At 71.5% G+C, this 24,615-nt stretch carries 16 protein-coding genes; 15 read left to right on the top strand and 1 reads right to left on the bottom strand.

Features of this window, described 5'->3' with window-relative positions; translation table 11 throughout:
- Positions 1-40 precede the first annotated feature (40 nt).
- From QQM67_RS14975 to QQM67_RS14905, 15 genes are all read left to right on the top strand, one after another.
- Positions 41-1,252, top strand: a complete 1,212-nt coding sequence (locus QQM67_RS14975; protein WP_399066680.1) for a Gfo/Idh/MocA family protein — start codon at positions 41-43, stop codon at positions 1,250-1,252.
- 351 nt (positions 1,253-1,603) lie between these two features.
- A complete protein-coding gene (locus QQM67_RS14970) occupies positions 1,604-2,602 on the top strand; it encodes a sugar phosphate isomerase/epimerase family protein (protein WP_314174316.1) in 999 nt (332 codons plus the stop codon).
- Between the two features lie 403 nt (positions 2,603-3,005).
- A complete protein-coding gene (locus QQM67_RS14965) occupies positions 3,006-3,401 on the top strand; it encodes an SseB family protein (RefSeq protein WP_314174315.1) in 396 nt (131 codons plus the stop codon).
- A complete protein-coding gene (locus QQM67_RS14960) occupies positions 3,398-4,036 on the top strand; it encodes a hypothetical protein (RefSeq protein ID WP_314174314.1) in 639 nt (212 codons plus the stop codon). Before QQM67_RS14965 ends, QQM67_RS14960 begins: the two co-directional genes overlap by 4 nt.
- A gap of 3 nt (positions 4,037-4,039) precedes the next feature.
- On the top strand, positions 4,040-8,737 hold the full coding sequence (locus QQM67_RS14955; RefSeq protein ID WP_314174313.1) for a putative T7SS-secreted protein: 4,698 nt from the start codon (positions 4,040-4,042) through the stop codon (positions 8,735-8,737).
- Between the two features lie 1,033 nt (positions 8,738-9,770).
- A complete protein-coding gene (locus tag QQM67_RS14950) occupies positions 9,771-12,224 on the top strand; it encodes a PQQ-dependent sugar dehydrogenase (RefSeq protein WP_399066803.1) in 2,454 nt (817 codons plus the stop codon).
- Positions 12,225-12,238: 14 nt separating this feature from the next.
- Positions 12,239-13,687, top strand: coding sequence for a ThuA domain-containing protein (locus QQM67_RS14945; protein WP_314174311.1), 1,449 nt, complete (start codon positions 12,239-12,241; stop codon positions 13,685-13,687).
- A 313-nt stretch (positions 13,688-14,000) separates the two neighbouring features.
- Entirely contained in the window at positions 14,001-15,203 is a 1,203-nt protein-coding gene (locus tag QQM67_RS14940; RefSeq protein ID WP_314174310.1) for an inositol-3-phosphate synthase, read from the top strand.
- Complete coding sequence (locus tag QQM67_RS14935) at positions 15,200-16,615, top strand: SCO3242 family prenyltransferase (RefSeq protein WP_314174309.1); 1,416 nt, start codon at positions 15,200-15,202, stop codon at positions 16,613-16,615. The genes QQM67_RS14940 and QQM67_RS14935 overlap by 4 nt, the downstream gene beginning before the upstream one ends.
- Positions 16,612-17,643 (top strand): sugar phosphate isomerase/epimerase family protein, encoded by a 1,032-nt coding sequence (locus tag QQM67_RS14930; protein WP_314174308.1) that lies wholly within the window; start codon positions 16,612-16,614, stop codon positions 17,641-17,643. The genes QQM67_RS14935 and QQM67_RS14930 overlap by 4 nt, the downstream gene beginning before the upstream one ends.
- Positions 17,637-18,368, top strand: a complete 732-nt coding sequence (locus QQM67_RS14925; protein ID WP_314174307.1) for an EboA domain-containing protein — start codon at positions 17,637-17,639, stop codon at positions 18,366-18,368. Before QQM67_RS14930 ends, QQM67_RS14925 begins: the two co-directional genes overlap by 7 nt.
- Positions 18,368-19,264: a TatD family hydrolase gene (locus QQM67_RS14920; RefSeq protein WP_314174306.1), complete on the top strand. Its 897-nt coding sequence runs from the start codon at positions 18,368-18,370 to the stop codon at positions 19,262-19,264. The genes QQM67_RS14925 and QQM67_RS14920 overlap by 1 nt, the downstream gene beginning before the upstream one ends.
- Before the next feature lie 138 nt (positions 19,265-19,402).
- Positions 19,403-20,581 (top strand): metabolite traffic protein EboE, encoded by a 1,179-nt coding sequence (gene eboE / locus QQM67_RS14915; RefSeq protein ID WP_314174305.1) that lies wholly within the window; start codon positions 19,403-19,405, stop codon positions 20,579-20,581.
- Positions 20,578-22,002, top strand: a complete 1,425-nt coding sequence (locus tag QQM67_RS14910) for a nucleotide pyrophosphatase/phosphodiesterase family protein (protein ID WP_314174304.1) — start codon at positions 20,578-20,580, stop codon at positions 22,000-22,002. Before eboE ends, QQM67_RS14910 begins: the two co-directional genes overlap by 4 nt.
- Positions 21,999-23,027 (top strand): sugar phosphate isomerase/epimerase family protein, encoded by a 1,029-nt coding sequence (locus tag QQM67_RS14905; protein ID WP_314174303.1) that lies wholly within the window; start codon positions 21,999-22,001, stop codon positions 23,025-23,027. Before QQM67_RS14910 ends, QQM67_RS14905 begins: the two co-directional genes overlap by 4 nt.
- A gap of 75 nt (positions 23,028-23,102) precedes the next feature.
- Here the strand turns inward: QQM67_RS14905 and QQM67_RS14900 are convergent, their stop codons facing one another.
- Positions 23,103-24,491, bottom strand: a complete 1,389-nt coding sequence (locus QQM67_RS14900; protein ID WP_314174302.1) for an OFA family MFS transporter — start codon at positions 24,489-24,491, stop codon at positions 23,103-23,105.
- Positions 24,492-24,615: the final 124 nt, after the last annotated feature.

Raw genomic sequence — 24,615 nt, 5'->3', positions numbered from 1 at the left:
GTGCCCCACCCCCCACTCGCACCCGACAGGGAGGAGCCCCATGTCCGACGACGCAGCGCCCGCCCCCGCGTCCGTACGCCCCGCGCCCGGCGGTTCGGCACCGCCGACGCTCGGCGTGGGCATGGTCGGCTACGCCTTCATGGGAGCAGCCCACTCCCAGGGGTGGCGCACCGTGGGCCGGGTCTTCGACCTGCCGCTCGCGCCCGCGATGACGGCGGTGTGCGGGCGCGACACGGAGGCCGTACGGGCCGCGGCCGGGCGGCTGGGATGGGCCGAGGCGGAGACCGACTGGCGGGAGCTGATAGCCCGCAGCGACATCCAGCTCGTCGACATCTGCACGCCCGGCGAGAGCCACGCCGAGATCGCCGTCGCGGCGCTGGAGGCGGGCAAGCACGTGCTGTGCGAGAAGCCGCTCGCCAACTCCGTAGCCGAGGCGGAGGAGATGGCGGCGGCGGCCCGGCAGGCCCGTGCGCGCGGCCAGTTGGCGATGGTCGGCTTCAACTACCGCCGCACGCCCGCGCTCGCCTTCGCCCGCCGCATGGTCGTCGACGGGCGTCTCGGCGAGCTGCGGCACGTACGGGTGAGCTACCTCCAGGACTGGCTCGTCGATCCGTCCTTCCCGCTGGCGTGGCGGCTGCGCCGGGAGGCCGCCGGCTCCGGTGCGCTGGGGGACCTCGGCGCGCACGCCGTCGACATCGCGCAGCATCTGGCGGGTTCGCCGCTCGCCGGGGTCTCGGCCCAGACGGAGACCTTCGTGACGGAGCGTCCGCTGCCCGGCGAGGCGTCCGGCGGGGCGCTCGGCCCCGTCACGGTGGACGACGCCGCCATCTTCAACGGGCGCCTCGCATCGGGGGCGCTGGCGTCCTTCGAGGTCACCCGTGTCGCCGCGGGCCGCAAGAACGCGCTGCGGGTCGAGCTCAACGGGACCCGCGGATCAGTGGAGTTCGACCTCGAACGCCTCAACGAGCTGCACTTCCACGACCACACGGACGCGGCCTCGGAGGCGGGCTTCCGCCGCATCCTCGTCACCGAGGCCGACCACCCCTACCTGGAGGCGTGGTGGCCGCCGGGGCACGGCCTTGGCTACGAGCACACCTTCGTGCACCAGGCGCGCGACCTGCTGCACGCGATCGCGACCGGCACCGACCCCGAACCCTCCTTCGACGACGGCCTCCAGGTCCAGCGGGTGCTGGCGGCGGTCGAGGAGAGCGCGGCGAAGCACAGCGAGTACATCGCCGTCGCGGCGGAGTAGCGGCGGCGGGACGGCACGGCGGGACGGCACCGGCGGAGGCCGGAGCGGATCACCGACAGCGGAGACAGCGAACCAAGCGGAGACAGCGAACCAGGCGGAGGCAACGGACCAAGCGGAGAAGCCGAGCGAGCAGGGACAGCGAACCAAGCGGCAGCGACGGCGAGTCAGGCGGATCGCCGGAAGGCGATCGCCATACGGCGAATCGACGGACAGCGAATCTTCGGAACAGCAGATCAGAACAGATCAGAACAGATCAGAACAGATCAGAGCAGGTCAGCGGACAGCACATCGCCGGACGGCGATTCACGCGGATCACGAGCTCAGTTCGGACCGGATCAGGAGGCTGCGTACATGCCCCGACAGTTCACGCTCTTCACCGGCCAGTGGGCCGACCTCCCGCTGGAGGAAGTCTGCGCCCTGGCCCGGGACTTCGGTTATGACGGACTCGAACTCGCCTGCTGGGGAGACCACTTCGAGGTGGACCGCGCCCTGGCCGAACCGGACTACGTCGACGGCCGCCGGGCCCTGCTGGAGAAGTACGGCCTGAAGTGCTGGGCCATCTCCAACCACCTCGTGGGGCAGGCCGTCTGCGACGACCCGATCGACGAGCGCCACCAGGGCATCCTGCCCGCCCGCATCTGGGGCGACGGCGACCCCGAGGGCGTACGGCAGCGCGCCGCCGCCGAGTTGAAGGACACGGCACGGGCCGCGGCGGCGCTCGGCGTGCGTACGGTCGTCGGATTCACGGGCTCGTCGATCTGGCATCTGGTGGCGATGTTCCCGCCCGTGCCGCCGCACATGGTCGAGCGCGGCTACGAGGACTTCGCCGAGCGGTGGCACCCCATCCTGGACGTCTTCGACGCGGAGGGCGTGCGCTTCGCGCACGAGGTGCACCCCAGCGAGATCGCGTACGACTACTGGACGACGCACCGCGCGCTGGAGGCCGTCGGCCACCGGCCCGCGTTCGGGCTGAACTTCGACCCGAGCCACTTCGTGTGGCAGGACCTGGACCCCACGGGATTCCTCTACGACTACCGGGAGCGCATCTACCACGTCGACTGCAAGGAGGCCCGCAAGCGCCTCGACGGCCGCAACGGCCGCCTGGGCTCGCACCTTCCGTGGGGCGACCCGCGCCGCGGCTGGGATTTCGTCTCCGCCGGGCACGGGGACGTGGCATGGGAAGACGTGTTCCGGATGCTGCACTCCATCGGCTACGACGGGCCCGTCTCGGTGGAGTGGGAGGACGCCGGCATGGACCGCCTGGCGGGCGCCCCGGAGGCGCTGCGACGCCTCAAGGCGTACGACTACGACCCGCCGGACTCGTCCTTCGACGCCGCCTTCTCCAGCTGACCCGCGCCCGGCCCGGCCGCGCCGCCGCGCCCGGTCCCGTGGATGTGCCGCCCCTGCCGGGGCGTGCCGCCACGTCCGGTTCCGGCGGGCCGCCGGGCCCGGCGCCCAGAGTCCGCCGCGCCCCGGGCAACCCGCCTGTCCGGGGCGCGGCTTCGCATGCGGGGGCGGCACCGCGGCCCGTTCCCGCCCCGTTGGCGCCCGCCCCCATGGGCAGCCCGACGTGATCATGGCCTCATTCCGCCGCCGTCACCCCGTACGCGTCATACGCGCTGTGTACGGTGACGAGGGACTCCGGCGCTACGGCGAGTTGATGTGTGCCGCGCTGGGGCGGCCGGGGGGCGAAACCTGTTGCAGGCGCGTTGTGTCCCCTACGGTCGGAACAGCTGATCGAGTCGGGGGGCTCATGCTGACGGAGGACTTCGAGGACGGCGGGGACGTCGACGCGGCGCGGGACCATGTGTTCGCCGTGCTGGGCGAGTTCCGCAGGTCGATGGTGCTGGTGCCGATCCGGGACGGCGGTGTCCTCACGGGGGATCAGGGCGGCCTGCGGTGGATCTACGCGTTCACTGACACGGACACGCTGACGGCGTTCGCGCAGGCGCGGGGCGAGGGCGGCGAGTGGGAGTTCCGGCGGGTCTACGGGGCGCGGCTGCTGGACGAGACCGTCGCGGAGGTCGGCGTGCCGTGCGGGGTCGCCGTCGATGTGGGCAGTGAGGGGGCGTTCCTGCTGCCGCCGGCGAAGGGGATCGTGCCCGACGAGGTGGCCGTGACCGGGGAGCCGGAGGGGGCGTCGGAGTGAGCGGCGGTTACAAGTTCGATCCGGAGGCGGCCAAGCAGGTCGAGCAGGGCCTGAAGGCGGCGACGGCGGAGCTGGAGGAGACCGGCTACTTCTCCATCACCGCTCAGCAGGGACACGGCTTCCAGTTCCTCCAGATGTCGGGGATGGAGATGGGCAGCGGTGAACTGGCCGATGTCTTCGGGCAGTTCTGCGGCCGGTGGGGGCTGGCGATCCACGGCAAGATGCAGGACCTGAACGACATCGCGGAGCGGCTCGATCTGTCGGCGGGTCTGTACCACGAGCAGGAGCAGTACGTGAACGACACCCTCAAGGAGGTCGTCGTCACCGCCGGTTCCTACAACCCGCAGCAGGGTGTTGCGGAGGGCGGCAAGGCCGGCGAGAAGTCCTGGGGCGAGGTGTGGGGCGACGTCAAGCCGCGGGTGCCTGAGGTGGATACGTCGCAGCCCGACTGGGGTCAGATGGGCGACCAGTGGGGGCAGGTCGGGGACGACTTCGGCAACTCCCCGTGGCAGGACGTGGCGGGTCCGGACCGGTGGGACGACTCGGACTGGCAGTGGGACGGGCCGCCGCCCGAGCAAGGACAGCAGGGCCAGCAGGGCGGCCAGAGCAACGGCAGCGGCAACGGGGGGAGTTGACCGGTGGGACTGGGGGAGGTCTTCGAGAACCCCATCGGCGCGGCGAAGGACGGGCTGGAGGCGGTCGGCGACGGCGTCGAGTGGGCCGGGGACAAGGCCGCCGACGGCCTGGACAAGGTGGGCCTGGAGAGCGCGGCCGAGGGCGTACGGGACGCCGGCGAGTGGACGGCGGACAAGCTCGGCGCCGACGTCGCCGAGCGGCAGCTGGGCGAGACGGAGGACCCGAAGGAGATCATCCACGGCGACGTGGAGAAGCTGACCGAACGGGCCGAGCATCTGCGGGACTTCTTCAAGGCCTTCGACAAGCTCGGCTCCGGGCTGAAGCGCCTGGACGTGCACGGCTGGGAGGGCGAGGCCGGAGAGGCGTTCCGCACCGAGTTCGAGCCGCAGCCGAAGTTCTGGGTCCAGGCCGCGGACGCCTGCGAGGCCGCCGCGAAGCAGATCGTCCAGTACGCGTCCACCGTCCAGTGGGCGCAGGGCGAGGCCAAGGAGGCCATCGCCCTGTACAAGAAGTCGAAGGCGGACTCCGACAAGGCGGTCGACGACTACAACGCGAAGGCCGACGCGTGGAACCGTAAGAACGAGTCCGGCCAGGACCCGGGCCCGAAGCCGCCGCCGTTCCAGGACCCGGGCAAGGCCGGGCTGGCGCGCGCCCAGCACATGGTCACCGAGGCCCGCAGCCAGCGGGACGACGCGGCACGCCGTGCGACCGACGCGGTCCGGGGGCTGGTGCAGCAGGCCCCGGAGGTGCCCGGTGCCTGGGAGCTGATGAAGTCGGCCGGCCGGGACATGGCCGAGGGCATGGCCCTGAACAGCGTGCACCTCCTCGGCGGGGCGCTGAAGGGCCTCGGCAAGACGGCGGGCCTGGTGCGGATGCTGAACCCGACCGACCCGTACAACATGACCCACCCCGGCCAGTACCTGCAGAACATGAACGGCGTCGCGACCGGCCTTGCCTCCACCGTCGCGCACCCAGAACGTCTCGTCGGCATCGTCACGAACCAGAACTGGCGCGACCCCGGCGAGGCCATCGGGAAGATCGCCGTCGACCTCATCGGCGGCAAGGGCGCGGGCGGCGCGGTCAAGGGAGGCCTCAAGGGCGCCCTGAAGGCGGGCGGCAAGGAAGCCGTCGAGCAGGGCGCGAAGCAGGCCGCCCGTAAGACGATCAGGGAACGTCTCGGAGACCTCGCGCGGGACCTCAACTGCAAGGTCCTGCGCAACGAGCCCGTCGACATGGCCACCGGGCGGATGGTGCTGCCGCAGACCGACGTCTCGCTGCCCGGCACGTTCCCGCTGGCCTTCACCCGCACCTTCGAGTCCGCGTACCGCAACGGCGGCTGGTTCGGGCCCGCTTGGGCCTCCACCATCGACGAGCGCCTGGAAGTCGACGCCGAGGGCGTCGTGCACGTCGCCGCCGACGGCAGCGTGCGCGCCTACCCCCACCCGGCACCCGGCCTGCCCGTCACCCCGGTCAAGGGGGTGCCGTGGTCGCTGGAACGGGAGCCGGACGGCTCGTACATCCTGTACGACCCGGTCGAGCGGATCACCCGCACCTTCGAAGCCCCCGCCGGAGTGGCGCCGGGCGGCGACGGCATCGCCCGGCTCGCCTCCCTCTCCGACCGCCTGGACAACTGGATCTCCGTCGAGTGGGAGCTGGGCCGGCCCCACTCGATGACCCACTCCGGCGGCTACGAGCTCCTCTTCACGTGCGACGCGGGCCGCATCACGGCGCTCTCGCTGAACACGCCGGACGGCCCGGTACGGCTGCGCTCCTACGCGTACAGCGAGCGCGGCTTCCTCACCTCCGTCGCCGACTCCGAGGACCGGGCCACCGAGTACGACGTGGACGAGCGCGGCCGTATCACCAAGTGGACGGACAGCAACGGCCGTTCGTTCTCGTACACCTACGACGACGAGGACCGCTGCGTCCACCACGCGGGCGAAGCCGGACACCTCGCGGCCCGCTTCGAGTACGGGCTGGACAGCAGCCTGCCGGGGTGCACGAGGACACGGGTCACCGACTCCTTCGGGCACGCCTCGCTGTTCACGGTCGACTCGCAGCTGCGGATCGTCGCGGAGACGGACCGCGCGGGCCACACCACGCGTACGACGTACGACGCGCAGCACCGGCCGCTGACGGTCACGGATCCGAACGGTGCGACGGCCGAGTACGCCTATGACGAGTTCGGGCGCCTGCTGCGCGTCGTGCTGCCCGACGGCGGCGAGGTCCGCGTCGAGTACGACGAGGAGGGCCTGCCGGTCCGCAGGACGGGCGCGGACGGTGCGCAGTGGCGGTACGCCCGCGACGAGCGTGGGCTGCTCACAGCCACCACCGATCCGGCCGGCTCGACGACGACGTACGGCTACGACGCCCGCGGCCATCTCGCCTCCGTGACCGATCCGTTGGGAGGGACCAGCACCGTCCGCTGCGACGCCGCCGGGCTGCCGCTCCGGATCACCGACCCTCTCGGCGGGACCACGGTGTACCTGCGCGACGCCTTCGAGCGTCCCGTCACGGTCACCGACCCGTCGGGCGCCGTCACCCGGCTGGAGTGGACCGCGGAGGGGCATCTCGTACGGCGCGAGGACCCCGGCGGCCAGGTGCAGAGCTGGACGTACGACGGAGAGGGCAACTGCCTCACGTACACCGACGCGGCAGGCGGCGAAACCCGCTACGAGTACGGCCACTTCGACCTGCGCACGGCGCAGACCGGCCCCGACGGAGTGCGGCACAGCTTCGCCTACGACAGCGAGCTGCGGCTCGTCGAAGTCGCCAACCCCCAGGGCCTGACCTGGAGTTACGCCTACGATCCCGCGGGCCGGCTGATATCCGAGACCGACTTCGACGACCGCACCGTGCAGTACGGTCACGACGCCGCGGGGGGACTGGCCTTCCGCACCAACCCGGCGGGCCAGACGGTCAGCTTCACGCGCGACGCCATGGGCCGCGTCACCAGGAAGAACGCCGACGGCGACGCGACCGACTTCACCTACGACGCGGCCGGGCGTCTCATCTCCGCCCACGGGCCCGACGCCGAACTGATCTGCCGCCGGGACAAGTTGGGACGCGTCAGGGACGAAGCCGTGAACGGCCGCGTCCTGAACCACGACTACGACGCGCTCGGCCGCCGCACCCGCCGCATCACCCCCGCGGGCACCGTCACCACGTACACCTACGACGCGGCAGGCAACCGCACGTCACTCACCGTGAACGGCCACACGCTCACCTTCGACCACGACGAGGCGGGCCGCGAGACCGCCCGCCGCATCGGGGAGGGTGAGTTGGCCTTCACCAGCCTCTGGGACCCGGCGGGACGTCTCGCGTCCCAGACCATCACCGGTCCCTCGGCGGGAACGGTGCAGCGGCGGACGTACCGCTACCGGGCCGACAGCCATCTCGTCGGCGTCGAGGACCAGTTGAACGGATCGCAGCTCTTCGACCTCGACCGGGCCGGTCGCGTCACGGCGGTCCGCGCCGAGAACTGGTCGGAGTCGTACGCCTACGACGAGGCCGGCAACCAGACCAGCGCCGACTGGCCCGCCCAGCACGCCGGTTCGGACGCACGCGGCGAGCGCGCCTACAGCGGCACGAAGCTGCTCACCGCGGGGTCGGTCCGCTACGAATACGACGACGCGGGGCGCGTGGTGCTGCGGCAGAAGTCCAGGCTGTCGAAGAAGCCGGACACGTGGCGCTACACGTGGGACGGCGAGGACCGCCTCACGTCGGTGACGACGCCCGACGGGGTCCGCTGGCGGTACCTGTACGACCCGCTGGGCAGGCGGATCGCCAAGCAGCGGCTCGGCGACGGCGGTGAGGGGGCCGACGGTCAACAGGTGCTGGAGCAGGTCGACTTCGCCTGGGACGGCACGACGCTCGTGGAGCAGACGACCACGGCCCCGAACCTGCCCGACCCGGTGACGCTCACCTGGGACCACGACGGTCTGCGTCCGCTGACGCAGACCGAGCGCATCACGAACGAGACGACCCAGGCCGAGATCGACTCACGCTTCTTCGCGATCGCCACGGACCTGGTGGGCGCCCCCACCGAACTCCTCGACGAGACCGGCGGCATCGCCTGGCGCACCCGCAGCACGCTCTGGGGCACGACAACCTGGAACGCGGACGCCACGGCCTACACGCCCCTCCGCTTCCCGGGCCAGTACGCCGACCCGGAAACGGGCCTGCACTACAACTTCCACCGCCACTACGACCCGACGACGGCCCGCTACCTCTCCCAGGACCCCCTGGGCCTGGACCCGTCCCCGAACCCGGCGACGTACGTCCACAATCCGCATACGTGGGCGGACCCGCTGGGGCTGGCGGGGTGCAAGGTTGACTCCAAAGCGGTCGAGCAGATGGAGCGCGAAGGAACCAAATTCAATCGAGAACAGCTTGTTGCTGCTGGATTTGATCGTGACGGCAAAGTAGTTTTTCTTGAGGAGGGGAATGCCAAGGCTGGGCTTCAACATGTGGTGGGAGAGCACGCAGATGACTTTGCGCGGCAAGGGGTGTCACGCGAGCAGATTCCCGATCTAGTCATGAGGGCTCGCACTGAAGGAGAAGTGATCGGACACCAAGGGACAGGACCGCGGGCGAGGCCCATTTATGAGGTGGAGTACGGCGGTGCAAAACGTCATGTTGCGGTCACCACCGGTAACAACGGCTTCGTGGTGGGGGCAAACCCGAGGAGTATTGGATAGGGGTGGATATGTCCAAGGTTGTGCGACTGGCCCCTGAGTACGAGTGCTATCCGTTGTGGCGTCCAACGGAGTCTGGCGTTGACAATATTCCGTCCTCTGACCTTCCCGTCAGTGAGTCACTCGCCGAAGAGGTGGAAAACTGGGGCGAGGAATACGAATCCACGTACGATCCTGAAGATCCCCTGAGCTCAGGCTTCTCAACCCCTTACGAGGAGAGCGATTTTGCTGATCGTGGGCGAAGAATTGCTCAACGCCTGGCCGAGGAACTCGGTCCGGATTGGCGCGTATTCTATTCCTTTCCAGGGAGGAAGTCAGAAGAGGTGAGGAGCAAGTCCGAGTAGGGCATGACCTGGGTCCAGGTTGCGCTTCTCTGTCATGGTCGGCACCCGGTCAGCGAGCCCTGAGTCACCTCCATTCCGCCCTCGGCGAAGGAGAGAGGTACTGCTCAAGAGGTGAGCTGTACGACGGGGCAGCCGCTTGTGCTGCCCGGACCTCGGACTCCGCCTCGATCTGGCGCGCCCAGCGGCTGAAGTCGCTCGGGAGATAGTGTCCGTGCTCTTGTCGGCCGCCCCCGCCTGCGCGGTGACCTCGCACACCGGTCGCCGCCCAGTGTGCGGCCCCCCCCCGCGAGGCACCGCACCCGCTCCTCACTTTGTCCACATGGTGGATGAAGCCAACTTGGGGTATGTCAAAGGGGTTTCCGAATCCGACGAAGATGGCTACCGTCCTTGTGATGCAACGGACATGAGCCGCGTTCCCCCTCGTAGCTCGTATGGCTCCCGCACTTGCCCGTAAGCCCCGACTCCCACGCACTCCCGGCCCCCGGGCCGGGCGGACCCCCGGATCACCTCGGCGCGACGGCGCGCGCCTGTGCCAGCTCAAGCGGTCAACGACAGTCACGTCACCAACCGTTCGCCCTCTCAGGAGGAGACGCGTGCACAGGATCACCCGTTACTCATCCCTGCCCTCCGGACCCTTCAGACACCCACGACGGCGCCTGACACCGCGCCAGATCCCCCGCAGGCCGCGGCCGCTGAGCGCAGCGTCCGCTTTCCGTTCCCGTATCGCAGTCCTCGTCTCCGCCGTGCTCGCCGTCGCCGGTCTCACCCTCGGCGCCGCCGCACCCGGCGCGAGCGCCGCCGAGCGGCAGGCCGAGAAGAAGAAGGCGGCCGACTTCCAGCAGGTCACCCTCGCCAAGGGGGTCGCCGAGACCGGCGAGCCCATGACTCTCGCGGTGCTGCCGGACCGCTCGGTGCTGCACACCTCGCGGGACGGCACGCTGAGGCTGACCGACGCGGGCGGAGCCACCAAGGTCGCGGGGCGCATCCCTGTCTACAACCACGACGAGGAAGGCCTCCAAGGAGTCGGTGTGGACCCGCACTTCACCGACAACCGCTTCGTCTACCTCTATTACGCGCCGCCGCTGAACACCCCGGAGGGCGACGCCCCGGAGACCGGGAACCCCGACGACTTCAAGCCGTTCGACGGCGTCAACCGGCTCTCGCGCTTCGTGCTCGGAGAGGACGGCACGCTGGAGGCGGACAGCGAGAAGACGATCCTCGAGGTGCCCGCCAGCCGCGGCCTGTGCTGCCACGTCGGCGGCGACATCGCCTTCGACGGCGACGGCAACCTGCTGCTGTCCACCGGCGACGACACCAACCCGTTCCAGTCGGACGGCTACACGCCGATCGACGAACGCGCCGACCGCAACCCCGCGTTCGACGCCCAGCGCAGCGCGGGCAACACCGACGACCTGCGGGGAAAGATCCTCCGCATCAAGGTGAAGGACGACGGCTCGTACGACATCCCGGAGGGGAACCTCTTCGCGCCGGGCACCGAGAAGACCCGTCCCGAGATCTACGCGATGGGCTTCCGCAACCCGTTCCGCATGACCGTCGACAAGCCCACCGGCATCGTCTACGTCGGCGACTACGGCCCCGACGCCGGCGCCGCCGACCCGGCGCGCGGACCCGCCGGACAGGTGGAGTTCGCCCGCGTGACGAAGGCGGGCAACTACGGCTGGCCGTACTGCACGGGCGACAACGATGCCTACACCGACTACGACTTCGGCAGCCAGAAGTCCGGTGAGAAGTTCGACTGCGCCGCCCCGAAGAACGATTCGCCGCACAACACCGGCCTCACCGACCTGCCGCCCGCGCAGCCGGCGTGGCTTCCCTACGACGGCGCGTCCGTACCGGAGTTGGGCGACGGCTCCGAGTCCCCCATGGGCGGCCCGGTCTACCGCTACGACAAGGACCTCGACTCGGCCGTGAAGTTCCCGAAGGAGTACGACGGCGACTTCTTCGCCGGCGAGTTCGGCCGCCGCTGGATCAAGCGGATCGAGCACGACGCCGACGGCGGAGTCGGCTCCATCAACTCCTTCCCCTGGAACGGCACTCAGGTGATGGACATGGAGTTCGGCCCGGACGGAGCGCTCTACGTGCTCGACTACGGCACCGGCTACTTCAACGGCGACGAGAACTCGGCGGTCTACCGGATCGAGAACGCCACGAACGGCCACAGCCCCGTCGCCGAGGCGACGTCGGACAAGACCAGCGGACAGGCGCCGCTGGAGGTGGCCTTCTCCTCCGAGGGCAGCAGCGACGCCGACGGCGAAGAGCTCAGCTACAGCTGGGACTTCGGTGACGGCGCCACATCCGACGAGGCGAACCCGACGCACACGTACACCCAGAACGGCACCTACTCCGCGACCGTGACGGCGACCGACCCCGGCGGCCGTACGGGCAGCGCGAGCGTGATCGTCACCGTGGGCAACACGGCGCCGACGGTGAAGCTCCAACTGCCCGCCGACGGACAGCCGTTCGGCTTCGGGGACGAAGTGCCCTTCAAGGTGGAGGTGACCGATCCCGAGGACGGTGACATCGACTGCTCCAAGGTGGAGGTCAGTTACATCCTCGGCCACGACAGCCACGGCCACCCGATCACCTCGGCCAATGGCTGCTCCGGCACCATCAAGACCAGCGCCGACGGCGAACACGACCCGAACGCCGACATCTTCGGGGTCTTCGACGCCCAGTACACCGACGGCGGAGGCGGCGGACAGGACCCGCTGACCGGGCACGACCAGAGCATCCTCCAGCCCGAGCACCGCCAGGCCGAGCACTTCACGGCCTCCGCGGACGGGGTGACCGTCGCCGACGCCGAGGGCGCCGAGGGCGGCCGTGCGGTGACCGGCGCCGAGAACGGCCAGTGGATCTCCTTCGACCCGTATGTCACCGAGAACGTCACGCAGTTGTCCGCTCGCATCAAGGGAGGCGGCACCGCGGGCGGCGCCATCGAGGTACGCGCGGGAGCGCCCGACGGCACCCTGCTCGGCACCGCCGAGGCGGGCACCGGAGACGGCTGGCGGGACGTCACCACCGCCGTCGAGAACGCGCCGCAGGGCACCGGGAAGCTCTATCTGGTCTTCACCGGGGGCTCCGGCGACCTGTTCGACCTGGACAGCTTCACGGTCACGACGGGCTGAGAGGAGGAGAACACATGAGACGCAAACGCAGGTCACGTACCGTCCTGCTGGCCGTGACCGCATCGTCGGCACTGCTGCTCACCGCGGCGGCACTGCCGGTGCACACGGACCAGGCGCGGGACGGCACGCACGATGCCACGCACGATGCAACCCGCGCCGCCCCGCAGGACGGCGAGTCCGTGCTGGTCTTCTCCAAGACGGCCGGCTTCCGGCACGACTCCATCCCCGACGGCGTCGAGGCCCTGAAACAGCTCGGCGCCGAGGGCGGGTTCACCGTCGACGCGACCGAGGACGCGGGGGTCTTCACGCCGGAACGGCTCGCCGCGTACGACGCCGTGGTCTTCCTCTCCACGACCGGCGACGTGCTCGACGAGTCCCAGCAGGACGCCTTCGAGGGCTACATCGAGGAGGGAGGCGGCTACGTCGGCGTCCACGCCGCGGCCGACACCGAGTACGAATGGCCTTGGTACGGCGGGCTCGTGGGCGCCTGGTTCGACTCGCACCCGGCGATCCAGCCCGCCACGGTCGAGGTCGAGGACCGTGCGCACCCGGCCACCACCCATCTGGGCGAGACCTGGCAGCGCACGGACGAGTGGTACAACTACCGCGCCAACCCGCGCGAGAACGTCCACGTCCTGGCGGCCCTCGACGAAGGTTCCTACACCGGCGGCACCATGGGCGAGGACCACCCCATCGCCTGGTGCCACGAGTACGGGGGCGGTCGCGCCTTCTACACGGGCGGCGGGCACACCAAGGAGTCCTACGCCGACGATGCCTTCCGGGCACACCTGCTCGGCGGAGTGCGCTGGGCGACGGGCGCCGAGCAGGCCGACTGCCGTACGGAGAACGGCTACAGAGCCCTCTACGACGGCAGCACCGGACTGGGCGGCTGGAAGCAGGCCGGGCCGGGCTCCTTCGAGGAGGGCGACGACGGCACGCTCAACACCGTCGGCGGCATGGGCCTGTTGTGGCATCAGGCGGAACAACGCGGCGGCTACTCGCTGAAGTTGGACTGGAAGATGACCGGGGACGACAACTCGGGTGTGTTCGTGGGCTTCCCGGCCTCCGACGACCCGTGGTCCGCGGTCGACAAGGGCTACGAGATCCAGATCGACGCGAGCGACGTGCCGGAGAAGACCACCGGCTCCGTCTACGGCTTCCAGTCGGCCGACCTGGAGGCCCGCGACGCGGCACTCAATCCGCCGGGCCGGTGGAACACGTACGAGATCCGCGTCGAGGGCGAACGGCTCCAGGTCTGGCTCAACGGCACCCGGATCAACGATTTCACCAACACCGACCCCGCACGCAGCCTCGCGGACGGCCACATCGGACTCCAGAACCACGGCGACGGCGACGACGTGGCCTTCCGCGACATCAGGCTGCGCAAACTCGCCCCGGAGGCGCGCGGCCACAACCGGGACCCGGACGGCATCCACGCCGGGACCGCCGGGCGGGATCGCTAGGCGGCGTACCGGGACGCACCGTCCCGACCCCCGTCCGGCACACGCCGGATGACGAGCCGCAGCCAGCGGCCCGTCCGCACGGTGTCCGCGGTCCGAGGGGGGCCGCCGGCACCGTGCAGGCGGCGGGTGAGGAGAACGCCGACTCCTCCCCGCCGCCCCCGACTTGCCCTTGCCCCTGCCCTTAGTCCGATCACTCCGACTTCCCGCTACTCCGACTGCCGGTGCCCGGAGCGCCGGTGCTCCTCCTCGCTCCGTCAACCCCCTCGCCGGAGCGACGAGACCGACCCGTACCCCCTCACAGCGGAGGCAGGCCGTGACCGAACACCACCCGAACCAGCCGACCGCCACCACCCCGGACGCCGCCCGTACCGGCGTCTGGCTCATCGGAGCGCGCGGCTCGGTCGCCACGACGGCGATCGCCGGCTGCGCCGCTCTCGCCTCCGGGATGCAGCCGCCCACGGGCATGGTCACCGAGACCGCCGCCTTCGCCGGATGCGGCCTGCCACCGCTGGGGCGGCTGGTCTTCGGCGGCCACGACACCGCGTCGTGCCCCCTGCCCAAGCGGGCCGAACAGCTCGTCGCGGGCGGTGTGATCCCGCACGGCCTGCCCGCGGCCGTGCACGCCGAACTCGCCGCCGCCGACGCGTGCATACGCCCGGGCGGACCGCTTCCCGGGGGCGCGTCCGGGCCCCGCGGGACCCAGGGGGACGACCCGCGCGGCGAGGACGGCCTCATCGACTCCTTCGCCGCCGACATGACCGAGTTCGTACGGGAGAACGCGCTCGCCCGTGCGGTCGTCGTCAACGTCGCCTCCACGGAAGGCGCTTGCGCCGACGGCGACCCCGCGCTGCCGCCCAGCTCCCTCTACGCGGCCGCCGCTCTCCGCGCGGGCTGCCCGTACGTGAACTTCACCCCGTCCACCGGCCTGCACCACCCGCGCCTGCGCGAGGAGGCACGCCGCAGCGGGCTGCCGCACGCCGGACGCGACGGCAAGACGGGCCAGACGCTGCTGCGTTCCGTGCTCGCGCCGATGTTCTCGCAGCGCGCGCTGCCCGTACGAGCCTGGTCGGGAACCAATCTGCTCGGCGGCGGCGACGGCGCCGCCCTCGCCGACCCGGGCGCGGCAGCCGCGAAGAACGCCGGGAAGGAACGCGTACTCGCCGACAACCTGGGCGGGACGCCGGAGGGGCGGTTGCACATCGACGACGTGCCCGCGCTCGGTGACTGGAAGACGGCATGGGACCACGTCGCCTTCGACGGCTTCCTCGGCTCGCGCATGATCCTCCAGACCGTCTGGCAGGGCTGCGACTCGGCGCTGGCCGCGCCCCTCGTACTCGACCTCGCCCGCATCGTCGCGCGCGTCCACGAGGCGGGGAGGGCGGCGACGGGCGGCGACGGCGGAGCCGTGGAAGGGCTGGGCTTCTACTTCAAGGACCCGGACAGCGGCCCGGCCGATCTGCCCGGTCAGTGGCGTGAGTTGCTCGCGCTCGCCGACCGCCTGCGGGTGGACGCATGAGGGGCGGTCACACGGCGGGCGAGCGGCCGAGCGACGAGCACCTGAGGGACGGGCGGCTCGCGGACGGGCCGCCGGGCGCCACCAGGCGTGGAGCCGCCGGGAGTGGCGAAGTCGCCGTCGAGGGAGCCGTCGAGAGAGCCGTCGAGGGCCCCTTCGACGAACCTGCCGACGAGGGTCCCGAGCGCGCCGACGGCGCCGCGGCGCGGGCCGCCGCCTGGGCCGAACTGCTGCGCGTGTCGGCCCTGTTCACGGTGCCCGGCGACGCGGTGGCCGGTGCCGCGGCCTCGGGCCACCGGCCGAACCGCGGAACGGTGCTCGCGGCCGGTGCGTCGCTGTGCCTGTACGAGGCGGGCATGGCGCTCAACGACTACGCCGACCGGCACATCGACGCGGTCGAGCGCCCCGGCCGCCCGGTCCCGTCCGGGCGGATCAGGCCCGGCCATGCGCTGGCCGTCTCCGCAGTGCTCACGGTGGCGGGCCTCGGTCTGGCGGCGGCGGCCGGCGGCACCGCCCTGGCGACGGGCACCGCGCTGGCCGGTGCGGTCTGGGCGTACGACATGCGGCTCAAGCACACGGCGCTCGGACCGGCGGCGATGGCCGCCGCTCGGGGACTCGACCTCGTACTGGGCGCGGTAGCGACGACTGCCGTGGCCACGGGCACCCCGGTGCCGTGCACGGGGCCGGGACCCGCGGGACCCGCTCCCTCGGCTTCCCGGATTCGCGCCCTTTCGGGCTCCGTTCGCCCGGGTCCCGCACCGGCCGCGCGAGCCACGCCCGGAGAACCGGCGTCCGGCATCGGCGAGGTGCTGCGGGCCGCCGGGCTGCTCGGGCTCCACACCTTCGCCGTGACGACCGTCTCGCGGCGGGAGGCACTCGGTGGAACATCCGTGGTGCCTCTCGCCGCGCTGGGCGCCGTGGGCGCGGTCGCGGCGGCCCTCGGCCGCAGCCGCCCACCGGGACGTACGCCGGGACGCGGAGGTGTGAGTGCGCCGGGACGCGGGCCTGTCCGGTCACCGGGACGTACACCGGAACGCGGACCCCTACGTGCACCGCGACATTCCGGGAGCGCGGTGCCGGTCCGCCGAGCACCGGGCCGCCGAGCACCGGTTCGCCGCGCACCGGCGGGCCTCCGCACATCCGAACCGGTGGGCTTCCCCGCACCGGCGGCCTCCCGCGCCCCCGCGGTCCTCGCCGCCGCCGCATACGCCGTCACGGCCGCCCGCCCCCTCGTACACGCTGTCCTCAACCCTTCGCCGCCGCTGCTGCAACGCGCTGTCGGAGGCGGCATCCGCGCGACGATCCCGCTTCAGGCGGCGCTCAACGCCCGTGCGGGGCGGCCCTGTTCGGGGGCGGCCGTGCTGTCGCTGCTGCCGTCGGCCGTCCGGCTCTCACGGAAGGTCAGCCCCACATGACGGGCACCGGCGGCACAGCGCCGCCCCCGACACGGTCCGGCCTGCGCTACGCGTACGGCACCAACGGCCTCGCCGACCTCCGGCTCGGCGACGCCCTCGCGCTCCTCGCGGACCTCGGCTACGACGGCGTCGGTCTCACCCTCGACCACATGCACCTCGACCCGCTCGCACCGGACTTGGCGCGCCGTACCGCCGCCGTGGGCAGGGCGCTCGGGAAGCACGGGCTGGCGGTCACCGTCGAGACGGGCGCCCGGTACGTGCTGGACCCGCGCCGCAAGCACCACCCCACCCTGCTGGACCCCGACCCGGACGCGCGCGGGGCCCGTCTGGAGCTGCTGCTGAAGGCCGTACGGGTCGCGGCCGATCTCGGTGCGCACGCCGTGCACTTCTTCAGCGGCGTCCTGCCGCCCCGCACCGACGCGCACACGGCCTGGCCGCGCTTCGCCGACAGTGTGAGCGCGCTGCTCACCGCCGCACGGGCCGCCGGTGTCGAGCTGGCCGTCGAGCCCGAACCGGGCCATCTGCTGGGCGACTTGGCGGCGTTCCAGCGGCTGCGGACGACGCTGGGCGAGCCGGACGGCCTCGGTCTGACGCTGGACGTCGGGCACTGCCTGTGCCTGGAGTCCGCCACGCCGCAGGAGTGCGTACGGGACGCCGCGCCCTGGCTGCGGCATGTGCAGATCGAGGACATGCGGCGCGGCGTCCACGAGCATCTGCCGTTCGGCGAGGGCGAGTTGGACGTGCCGCCCGTGCTGGCCGCCCTCCGCGAGGCGGAGTACGGGGGACTGGTCACCGTCGAACTGCCCCGCCACTCCCACGCCGGGCCCGACTGCGCGCGCGACGCCCTGCGCTTCCTCCGCCGGGCGGAGAGCGTCGCGCGACCTCCCGGAGCCTCGACCGAAGGCGGAGCCGCGTGGGTCGGCGCATCCGGTGCCGAAGCCGGAGCCCGGACGGGGCCGGCCGACGCGGCCGGTGACGCCGCCGGACGCGCGCTCCCCGGTGAGCAGAGAGGAGCCGCACCATGCTGAACCCTCCCGGCCCCGAAGACTTGCAACCGGAGCCCCGAGCCCCGTACCCGGACGCCCGGGGAGCCGAAGGCGTCGAGGAGATCGCGGCGCGACTGGAGAGCCGGCTCGACGAACCGGCCCGCACCTGGCTGCACTCGGCCCTCGCCGAGGCCGCACGCGCTCCCGGCGAGACCTCCTGGGAGGCGCACTTCGCCGCGGCGGGCCGCCACTGCGGACGCGCCTGCGCTGCGGACGCCAGGGTGCTGCTGCTGCGCACCGCGGGTGCCGGTGCGGAGACGCTCACCCGTCTCTACCGGCAGGGCACCGCGGGCGAACGCGTCGCCGTGCTGCGCGCACTGCCCCATCTGCCCGCCGGCGTCGCCCCGGAGCTTCTGCCGCTGGTCGAGGACGCGCTGCGGGCCAACGACACGAGCCTCGTCGCCGCCGCGGTCGGCCCGTACGGGGCAGCTCATCTCGACGCGCACGGCTGGCGGCACGCGGTGCTCAAGTGCCTGTTCACCGGAGTGGCGCTCGACGCCGTCGCCGGTCTCGAACGCCGGGCACGCGGGGACGCCGAACTCGCCCGCATGCTCGACGACTTCGCCCGCGAGCGCACTGCCGCCGGCCGCGACGTACCGGCGGACCTGCACCGCGCCCTGCGCCTGACGGGCCCCCGCGGCGGCTCGTCAGGCCCCGACCCGTCCGATGCCGTCGCCGCGCCCCCGCACCCGCCCCAGGAGTCCTGATGCGCATCTTCGACCCGCACATCCACATGACCTCGCGCACCACCGACGACTACACGGCCATGTACGACGCGGGGGTGCGCGCCCTCGTCGAGCCGTCCTTCTGGCTGGGTCAGCCGCGCACCTCGCCCGCGTCCTTCTACGACTACTTCGACTCCCTCCTCGGCTGGGAGCCCTTCCGCGCCGCCCAGCACGGCATCGCTCACCACTGCACCATCGCCCTCAACCCCAAGGAGGCCGGCGACCCCCGCTGCGTGCCCGTGCTGGACGAGCTGCCCCGGTATCTCGTCAAGGACGGAGTCGTCGCGGTGGGCGAGATCGGCTACGACTCGATGACGCCCGCCGAGGACACCGCTCTCGCCGCGCAGCTCCAACTCGCCGCCGACCACGGCCTTCCCGCCCTCGTGCACACCCCGCACCGCGACAAGGCGAAGGGCCTCACCAGAACGCTCGACGTGCTCCGCGAGTCCGCGCTGCCGCCGGAGCGCGTCCTGCTCGACCACCTCAACGAGACGACGGTCGACGAGGCCGCCGCCTCCGGCTGCTGGATGGGCTTCTCCATCTACCCCGACACCAAGATGGACGAGCAGCGCATGGTGCGGCTGCTCCGCCTGCACGGCACGGAGCGTGTCCTGGTCAACTCCGCGGCCGACTGGGGCCGCAGCGATCCGCTCAAGACCCGCGCCGTCGGCGAGGCGATGCTCGCCGCGGGCTTCGGCGACGACGAGGTCGACCGGGTGCTGTGGCGCAACCCCGTCGCCTTCTACGGGCAGAGCGGCCGCCTGGAACTCGACCGCCCGGAACTCGTACGTCCCGGGACAGGCCCCGATTCCGGGGCGCAGGGCCCGGCGGCATCCGCCACCCACGAGGGCAACTCCATTCTGCGCGGCGGGGGTTGACCCGGGCCGCGGATCCAGGAGCGACGCCCCAGAACCGGGACCCAGGACCCGGGGACCCAGGACCCGGGGACCCAGGACCCGGGCCCCCAGGACCGGGGACAGCGGACCGAGGAGAGAGCAGAGAGGAGAGAGGCCGCCATGCGCTTCAGACACCCCGACGGCTCGACCGTCCACCTCGCGTACTGCACCAACGTTCACGCTGCGGAAGACCTCGACGGCGTCATGAGCCAGCTGCGTGAACACGCCGAACCCGTGCGCCGCCGCCTGCACCGCGACCGCCTCGGCATCGGCCTGTGGCTGGCCCGAAAGGCCGTGCGCACGCTCACCGCCGATCCCTCCGCCGTACGGGCGCTCCGCGCCGAACTCGACCGCCGCGGCCTGGAGGTGGTCACCCTCAACGGCTTCCCCTACCAGGGATTCGGCGAGGAACGCGTCAAGTACCGCGTCTACAGGCCCGATTGGACGGAACCCGAACGGCTGGAGCACACCACCGAACTGGCCAGGCTCCTCACGGCCCTGCTGCCCGATGACGCCGCCGAAGGCACCGTCTCCACGCTGCCGCTGGCCTGGCGCGAAGGCTTCACACCCGGGCGGCGCCGTACCGCCCTCGCCGCCCTCGGCACCCTCGCACACCGCCTCGACGCACTGGAGGAGATGACGGGACGCAGCATCCGCATCGGACTCGAACCCGAGCCGGGCTGCACCGTGGAGACCACGGCGGACGCGGTGGAGGCGCTCGGCGGTGCCGGCGCACCGCCCGCGCACCGCATCGGCGTGTGCGTCGACACCTGCCATCTGGCCACCCAGTTCGAGGAGCCGGAGCGCGCCCTGGACGCCCTCGCCGACGCGCGCGTGCCCGTCGTCAAGAGTCAGCTCTCGGCGGCGCTGCACGCCGAACACCCCGCGTCCGAGGGCACCTTGAGCGCACTCGGCGAGTTCGACGAACCCCGCTTCCTCCATCAGACCCGCGCTCTGACCGCGGCGGGCGTGCGCGGCACGGACGACCTCGGCGAGGCCCTGCGCCCCGGCGCGCTGCCCGGTTCCGTGCCGTGGCGCTCGCACTTCCACGTACCGCTGCACGCGCCGCCCGCCCCGCCGCTGGCGTCCACGCTGGACGTCCTGGAGGCGGCGCTCGCCCGTCTCGTCGGCGGACCCGTACCGCTGACGCACCACCTGGAGGTGGAGACCTACACCTGGCAGAGCCTCCCGCACGGGCTGCGGCCCCGCACCCGTTCCCAGCTGGCCGACGGCATCGCGGCCGAACTCGACGCCGCCCGCGCGATGCTGACCGGCCTCGGCCTCAAGGAGCTGCCATGAGCGACGCCCGGAACTCCTTGCGTTCCGCGGGTACGCCGCATCCGCTGCTCGTCCTCGACGTCGTGGGCCTCACCCCCCGACTCCTCGCCCACATGCCGGAGTTGAGCGCGCTCGCCCGCGGCGGCAGCTCCCGCCCGCTCGGAACCGTGCTGCCCGCCGTCACCTGCGCCGCGCAGTCCACGTTCCTGACCGGACTCACCCCCGACGGCCACGGAATCGTCGGCAACGGCTGGTACTTCCGGGAGCTGGGCGAGGTGCTGCTGTGGCGCCAGCACAACGCCCTCGTCTCCGGCGAGAAGGTGTGGGACGCCGCCCGCTCCCGGCATCCCGGCTACACCGTCGCCAACGTCTGCTGGTGGTACGCCATGGGAGCCGCCACCGACTGGACGGTCACGCCGCGCCCCGTCTACTACGCCGACGGACGCAAGGAGCCCGACTGCTACACCCGGCCGCCGGACCTGCACGACGAACTCACCGACGCCCTCGGCACGTTCCCCCTCTTCCACTTCTGGGGCCCCGGCGCGGACCTCGTCTCCTCCCGCTGGATCATCGACGCGACGCGGCACATTCTGCGCACCCGCCGCCCCGACCTCGCCCTGTGCTACGTCCCGCACCTCGACTACGACCTCCAGCGTCACGGCCCCGACGACCCGCGCTCCCACCGGGCGGCGGCCGAACTCGACGCCGCCCTCGCCCCGTTGCTGGACGACGCCCGCGCCGAGGGCCGCACCGTCGTCGCTCTCTCGGAGTACGGCATCACGCGCGTCGACCGCACCGTCGACGTCAACCGGGCGCTGCGCCGCGCGGGCCTGCTCGAAGTGCACACCCAGGACGGCATGGAGTACCTCGACCCCACCACCTCACGCGCGTTCGCCGTCGTCGACCACCAGCTCGCCCACATCTACGTACGCGACCCGGCCGCCGACCTCGACGCCGCCCGGGCCGCGCTCGAACCCCTGGAGGGCATCGCCGAACTCCTCGGCGAGCAGGGCAAGAAGGCGCACCATCTGGACCATCCGCGCTCCGGCGAACTCGTCGCCGTCGCCGAGCCCGGCGCCTGGTTCACGTACTACTACTGGCTCGACGACGACCGCGCGCCCGACTTCGCCCAGCTCGTCGAGATCCACCGCAAACCGGGCTACGACCCGGCCGAGCTGTTCATGGATCCGCTCGACCCGTATGTGCGCCTGCGTGCCGCCACGGCGCTCGCGCGCAAGAAGACCGGCATGCGCTACCGCATGGCGGTCGTGCCGCTCGACCCCTCGCCGGTGCGCGGCAGCCACGGACGGCTCCCCGAACGCGCCGACGAGGGGCCGGTGTTCATCTGCTCACGCCCCGGCGTCGCGGAAGGCCACGGCCCGCTGCCCGCCACCGATGTCAAGTCCCTGCTGATCGATCTCGCTCTGGGAGAGCACACATGAGACGTACGAAGAAGACGACGAACACCACCGCCCCCGACCCCGGACTGTCCCGTCGGCTGCGCCGCCGCGGCTTCCTCGGCGTCGCCACCGGAGCCGCCGCCGCTGCGGTGCTCGGCGGCGCCACTCCCGCCGTGGCCGACGCCGCCGTGCAGGGCCGTCCGGCCGTGCCGAAGGGCAGGCTCGGCATCCAGCTCTACACGCTGCGCGACAAGGTGGCCTCCCTCGGCTTCGCCGCCGTCTTCGAGGAGCTGTCGCGCTACAGCTACGAGCAGGTCGAGTTCGCCGGCTACACCCAGGGGACCGGAGAGATCTCCCTGGCCGAACTGCGCAAGCTGCTGCGGGAGTACGGGCTGCGCGGCATCGGCAGCCACGTCGGCTACTACTCCGCGAACCCCGGCGACTACACCTTCGACACCCAGCTGGAGAAGGTCGTCGACGACGCCGCCGCCCTCGGACTGCCCCATGTGGGGACGGCCTCCAGCCCCGACCGCTACGGCCGCACGGTCGACGGCTGGAAGCGCGCCGCGGAGGACTTCAACAGGTACGGCGCCGCGGCGAAGCAGCGCGGCCTGAAGTTCTACCAGCACAATCACCAGATGGAGTTCGGCTTCGCCGAGGACCGGCCCGACGTGCGCCTCTACGACGTGCTGCTCGCCGAGACCGACCCGGACCTGGTCTTCCTGGAGATGGACATCTACTGGGCGTACGCGGGCCAGTACCGCTTCAGCGTCCGCCCCGACGGCACCCCGGCGCCCTTCGAGCCGCTGGAGTACGTACTGAAGCAGCCGGAGCGCTACCCGCTCTTCCACGTCAAGGACGGCGAACACGACGAGAGCGCCGAGGACGGCTACCGCATGGTGGACGTCGGCGACGGCGACATCGACTACCGGCGCTTCCTGACGAAGGTCGGCGGGACGCACGGCGGCCGGAGGCACAACTGGCTGGTGGAGCACGACAATCCGGCCGACTCCTTCCGGACCGCCCGCCGCTCGGCCGGTTATCTGCGGTCCCTGCGCGGCAGTTGAGGCCGACGGCACAGAACGGCGCCTGGCCGGCTGCCGCAGTGGACAGCCGGCCGGGCGCCGTGACGAACAGGGGCGCTACATCGCCTCCCTGCTGATCGGCTGCGGGTTGGGCTCGATCGCGGCCTTCCGCGGCCGTCCCGGCTGGTGCAGGAACAGCGCGACGGCTCCGGCCACCAGCGACGTGCCTCCGGCGAGCCCGAAGGCACCGCCGTATCCCCACGCCCCGACCACGAGCGAGCCGAGGCCCGCGCCGGCGAGACCGGAGAGCAGCTTGGAGCTGTAGATCATGCCGTAGTTGCTCGCGTTGTTGTTCTCACCGAAGTAGTCGGCCGTCATCGCCGCGAACAGCGGGAAGATCGCGCCGCCGCCGAACCCGGAGATCATCGAGCAGAGCAGGAACAGCGGCATCGACCCCGCCTGTCCGGACAGCAGGACGCCGAACTGCGCCAGGCCGAGCACGATGCAGACGAAGATCAGGCACTGCTTGCGTCCGTACCGGTCGGACAGCCAGCCGATCACACCCCGGCCGGAGCCGTTGACGATGGCCTTCAGTGACATGGCCGTGGCGACGATGCCGCCGGCGAAGCCCATGTCGTCACCGAAGGGCACCTGGAACGCGATACCGAAGATGTTCACGCCGGAGGTGCAGAGCAGACAGAACCACATGATCAGTGGCGTACCGGTCTTCAGGGCCTCCTTGGGGGTGTACTGCTTGACCGCCGGCGGGTTCTTCTCCAGAGCACGGCGGGCACGCCGGTCGTCCGGTGTCTTCAGCGGATCGACGTCCGCGGGCCACCAGTTCTTCGGCGGGTCCTTGAAGAAGAATCCGGCGACGGCGACCACGAGGGCCAGGAAGACGCCCACGCTCACCAGGACCCACTTGAAATTGTGCAGGTCCATGAACCCGGTGAAGATGTACACGAATGGCACCGAGCCATAGGCGAAGCCGCCGTTGACGAAGCCGGTCTTGCCGCCCTTCCGCTCCGGATACCACTTGCCGACCATGTTGACGCAGGTCGCGTAGACGGCGCCCGCGCCCATGCCGCTGAAGACGCCGAAGCCGAGGTAGGCCCAGATGGGGTTCTCCGCGTACGCGAGCGAGAGATAGCCCAGGAACGTACCGATGGCGCCCCACATCATCGCCAGGCGTGCCGGGAACCGTCCCGACTCGCGCAGCTGCCCGACGGGCATGGCCACACCGGCCTGGAAGAAGACCCAGACGCCCATGATCCAGAAGATGTGCAGGCTGTTCCAGCCGTGTGCGTGATGGAGCGTGTCCTCGGCGGAGGCGAATGCGTACTCCGCCGACGAAATGCCCATCATGCCGACCCACGGAAGGATGACCATCCAGCGCCGGCGTCGCCCCATGATGTCTATGTCGGACTCGCCTATGCGATAGGTCCGTCCGTTGCGGTCGGTCACCTCCCGGTAGGGAAGTGCCGATGGTGCTTCTGTTGTTGTCATGTGCTGCACCCCTTGCGTGGAGAGAGTCTGGCCAGCGCCCCCTGTCCCGATCTCTTGCTCTGGTGCTGCGTCCTGCCTTTCCGCTCGTCCTGGGATGGGTGATGGGTGATGGGTGTGGACTTGC

The organism is Streptomyces winkii (assembly GCF_032248595.1).
GTDB lineage: Bacteria > Actinomycetota > Actinomycetes > Streptomycetales > Streptomycetaceae > Streptomyces > Streptomyces winkii.
Note: the sequence above shows the minus strand (reverse complement) of the source record. Positions and strands in the feature narration are given on the sequence as shown.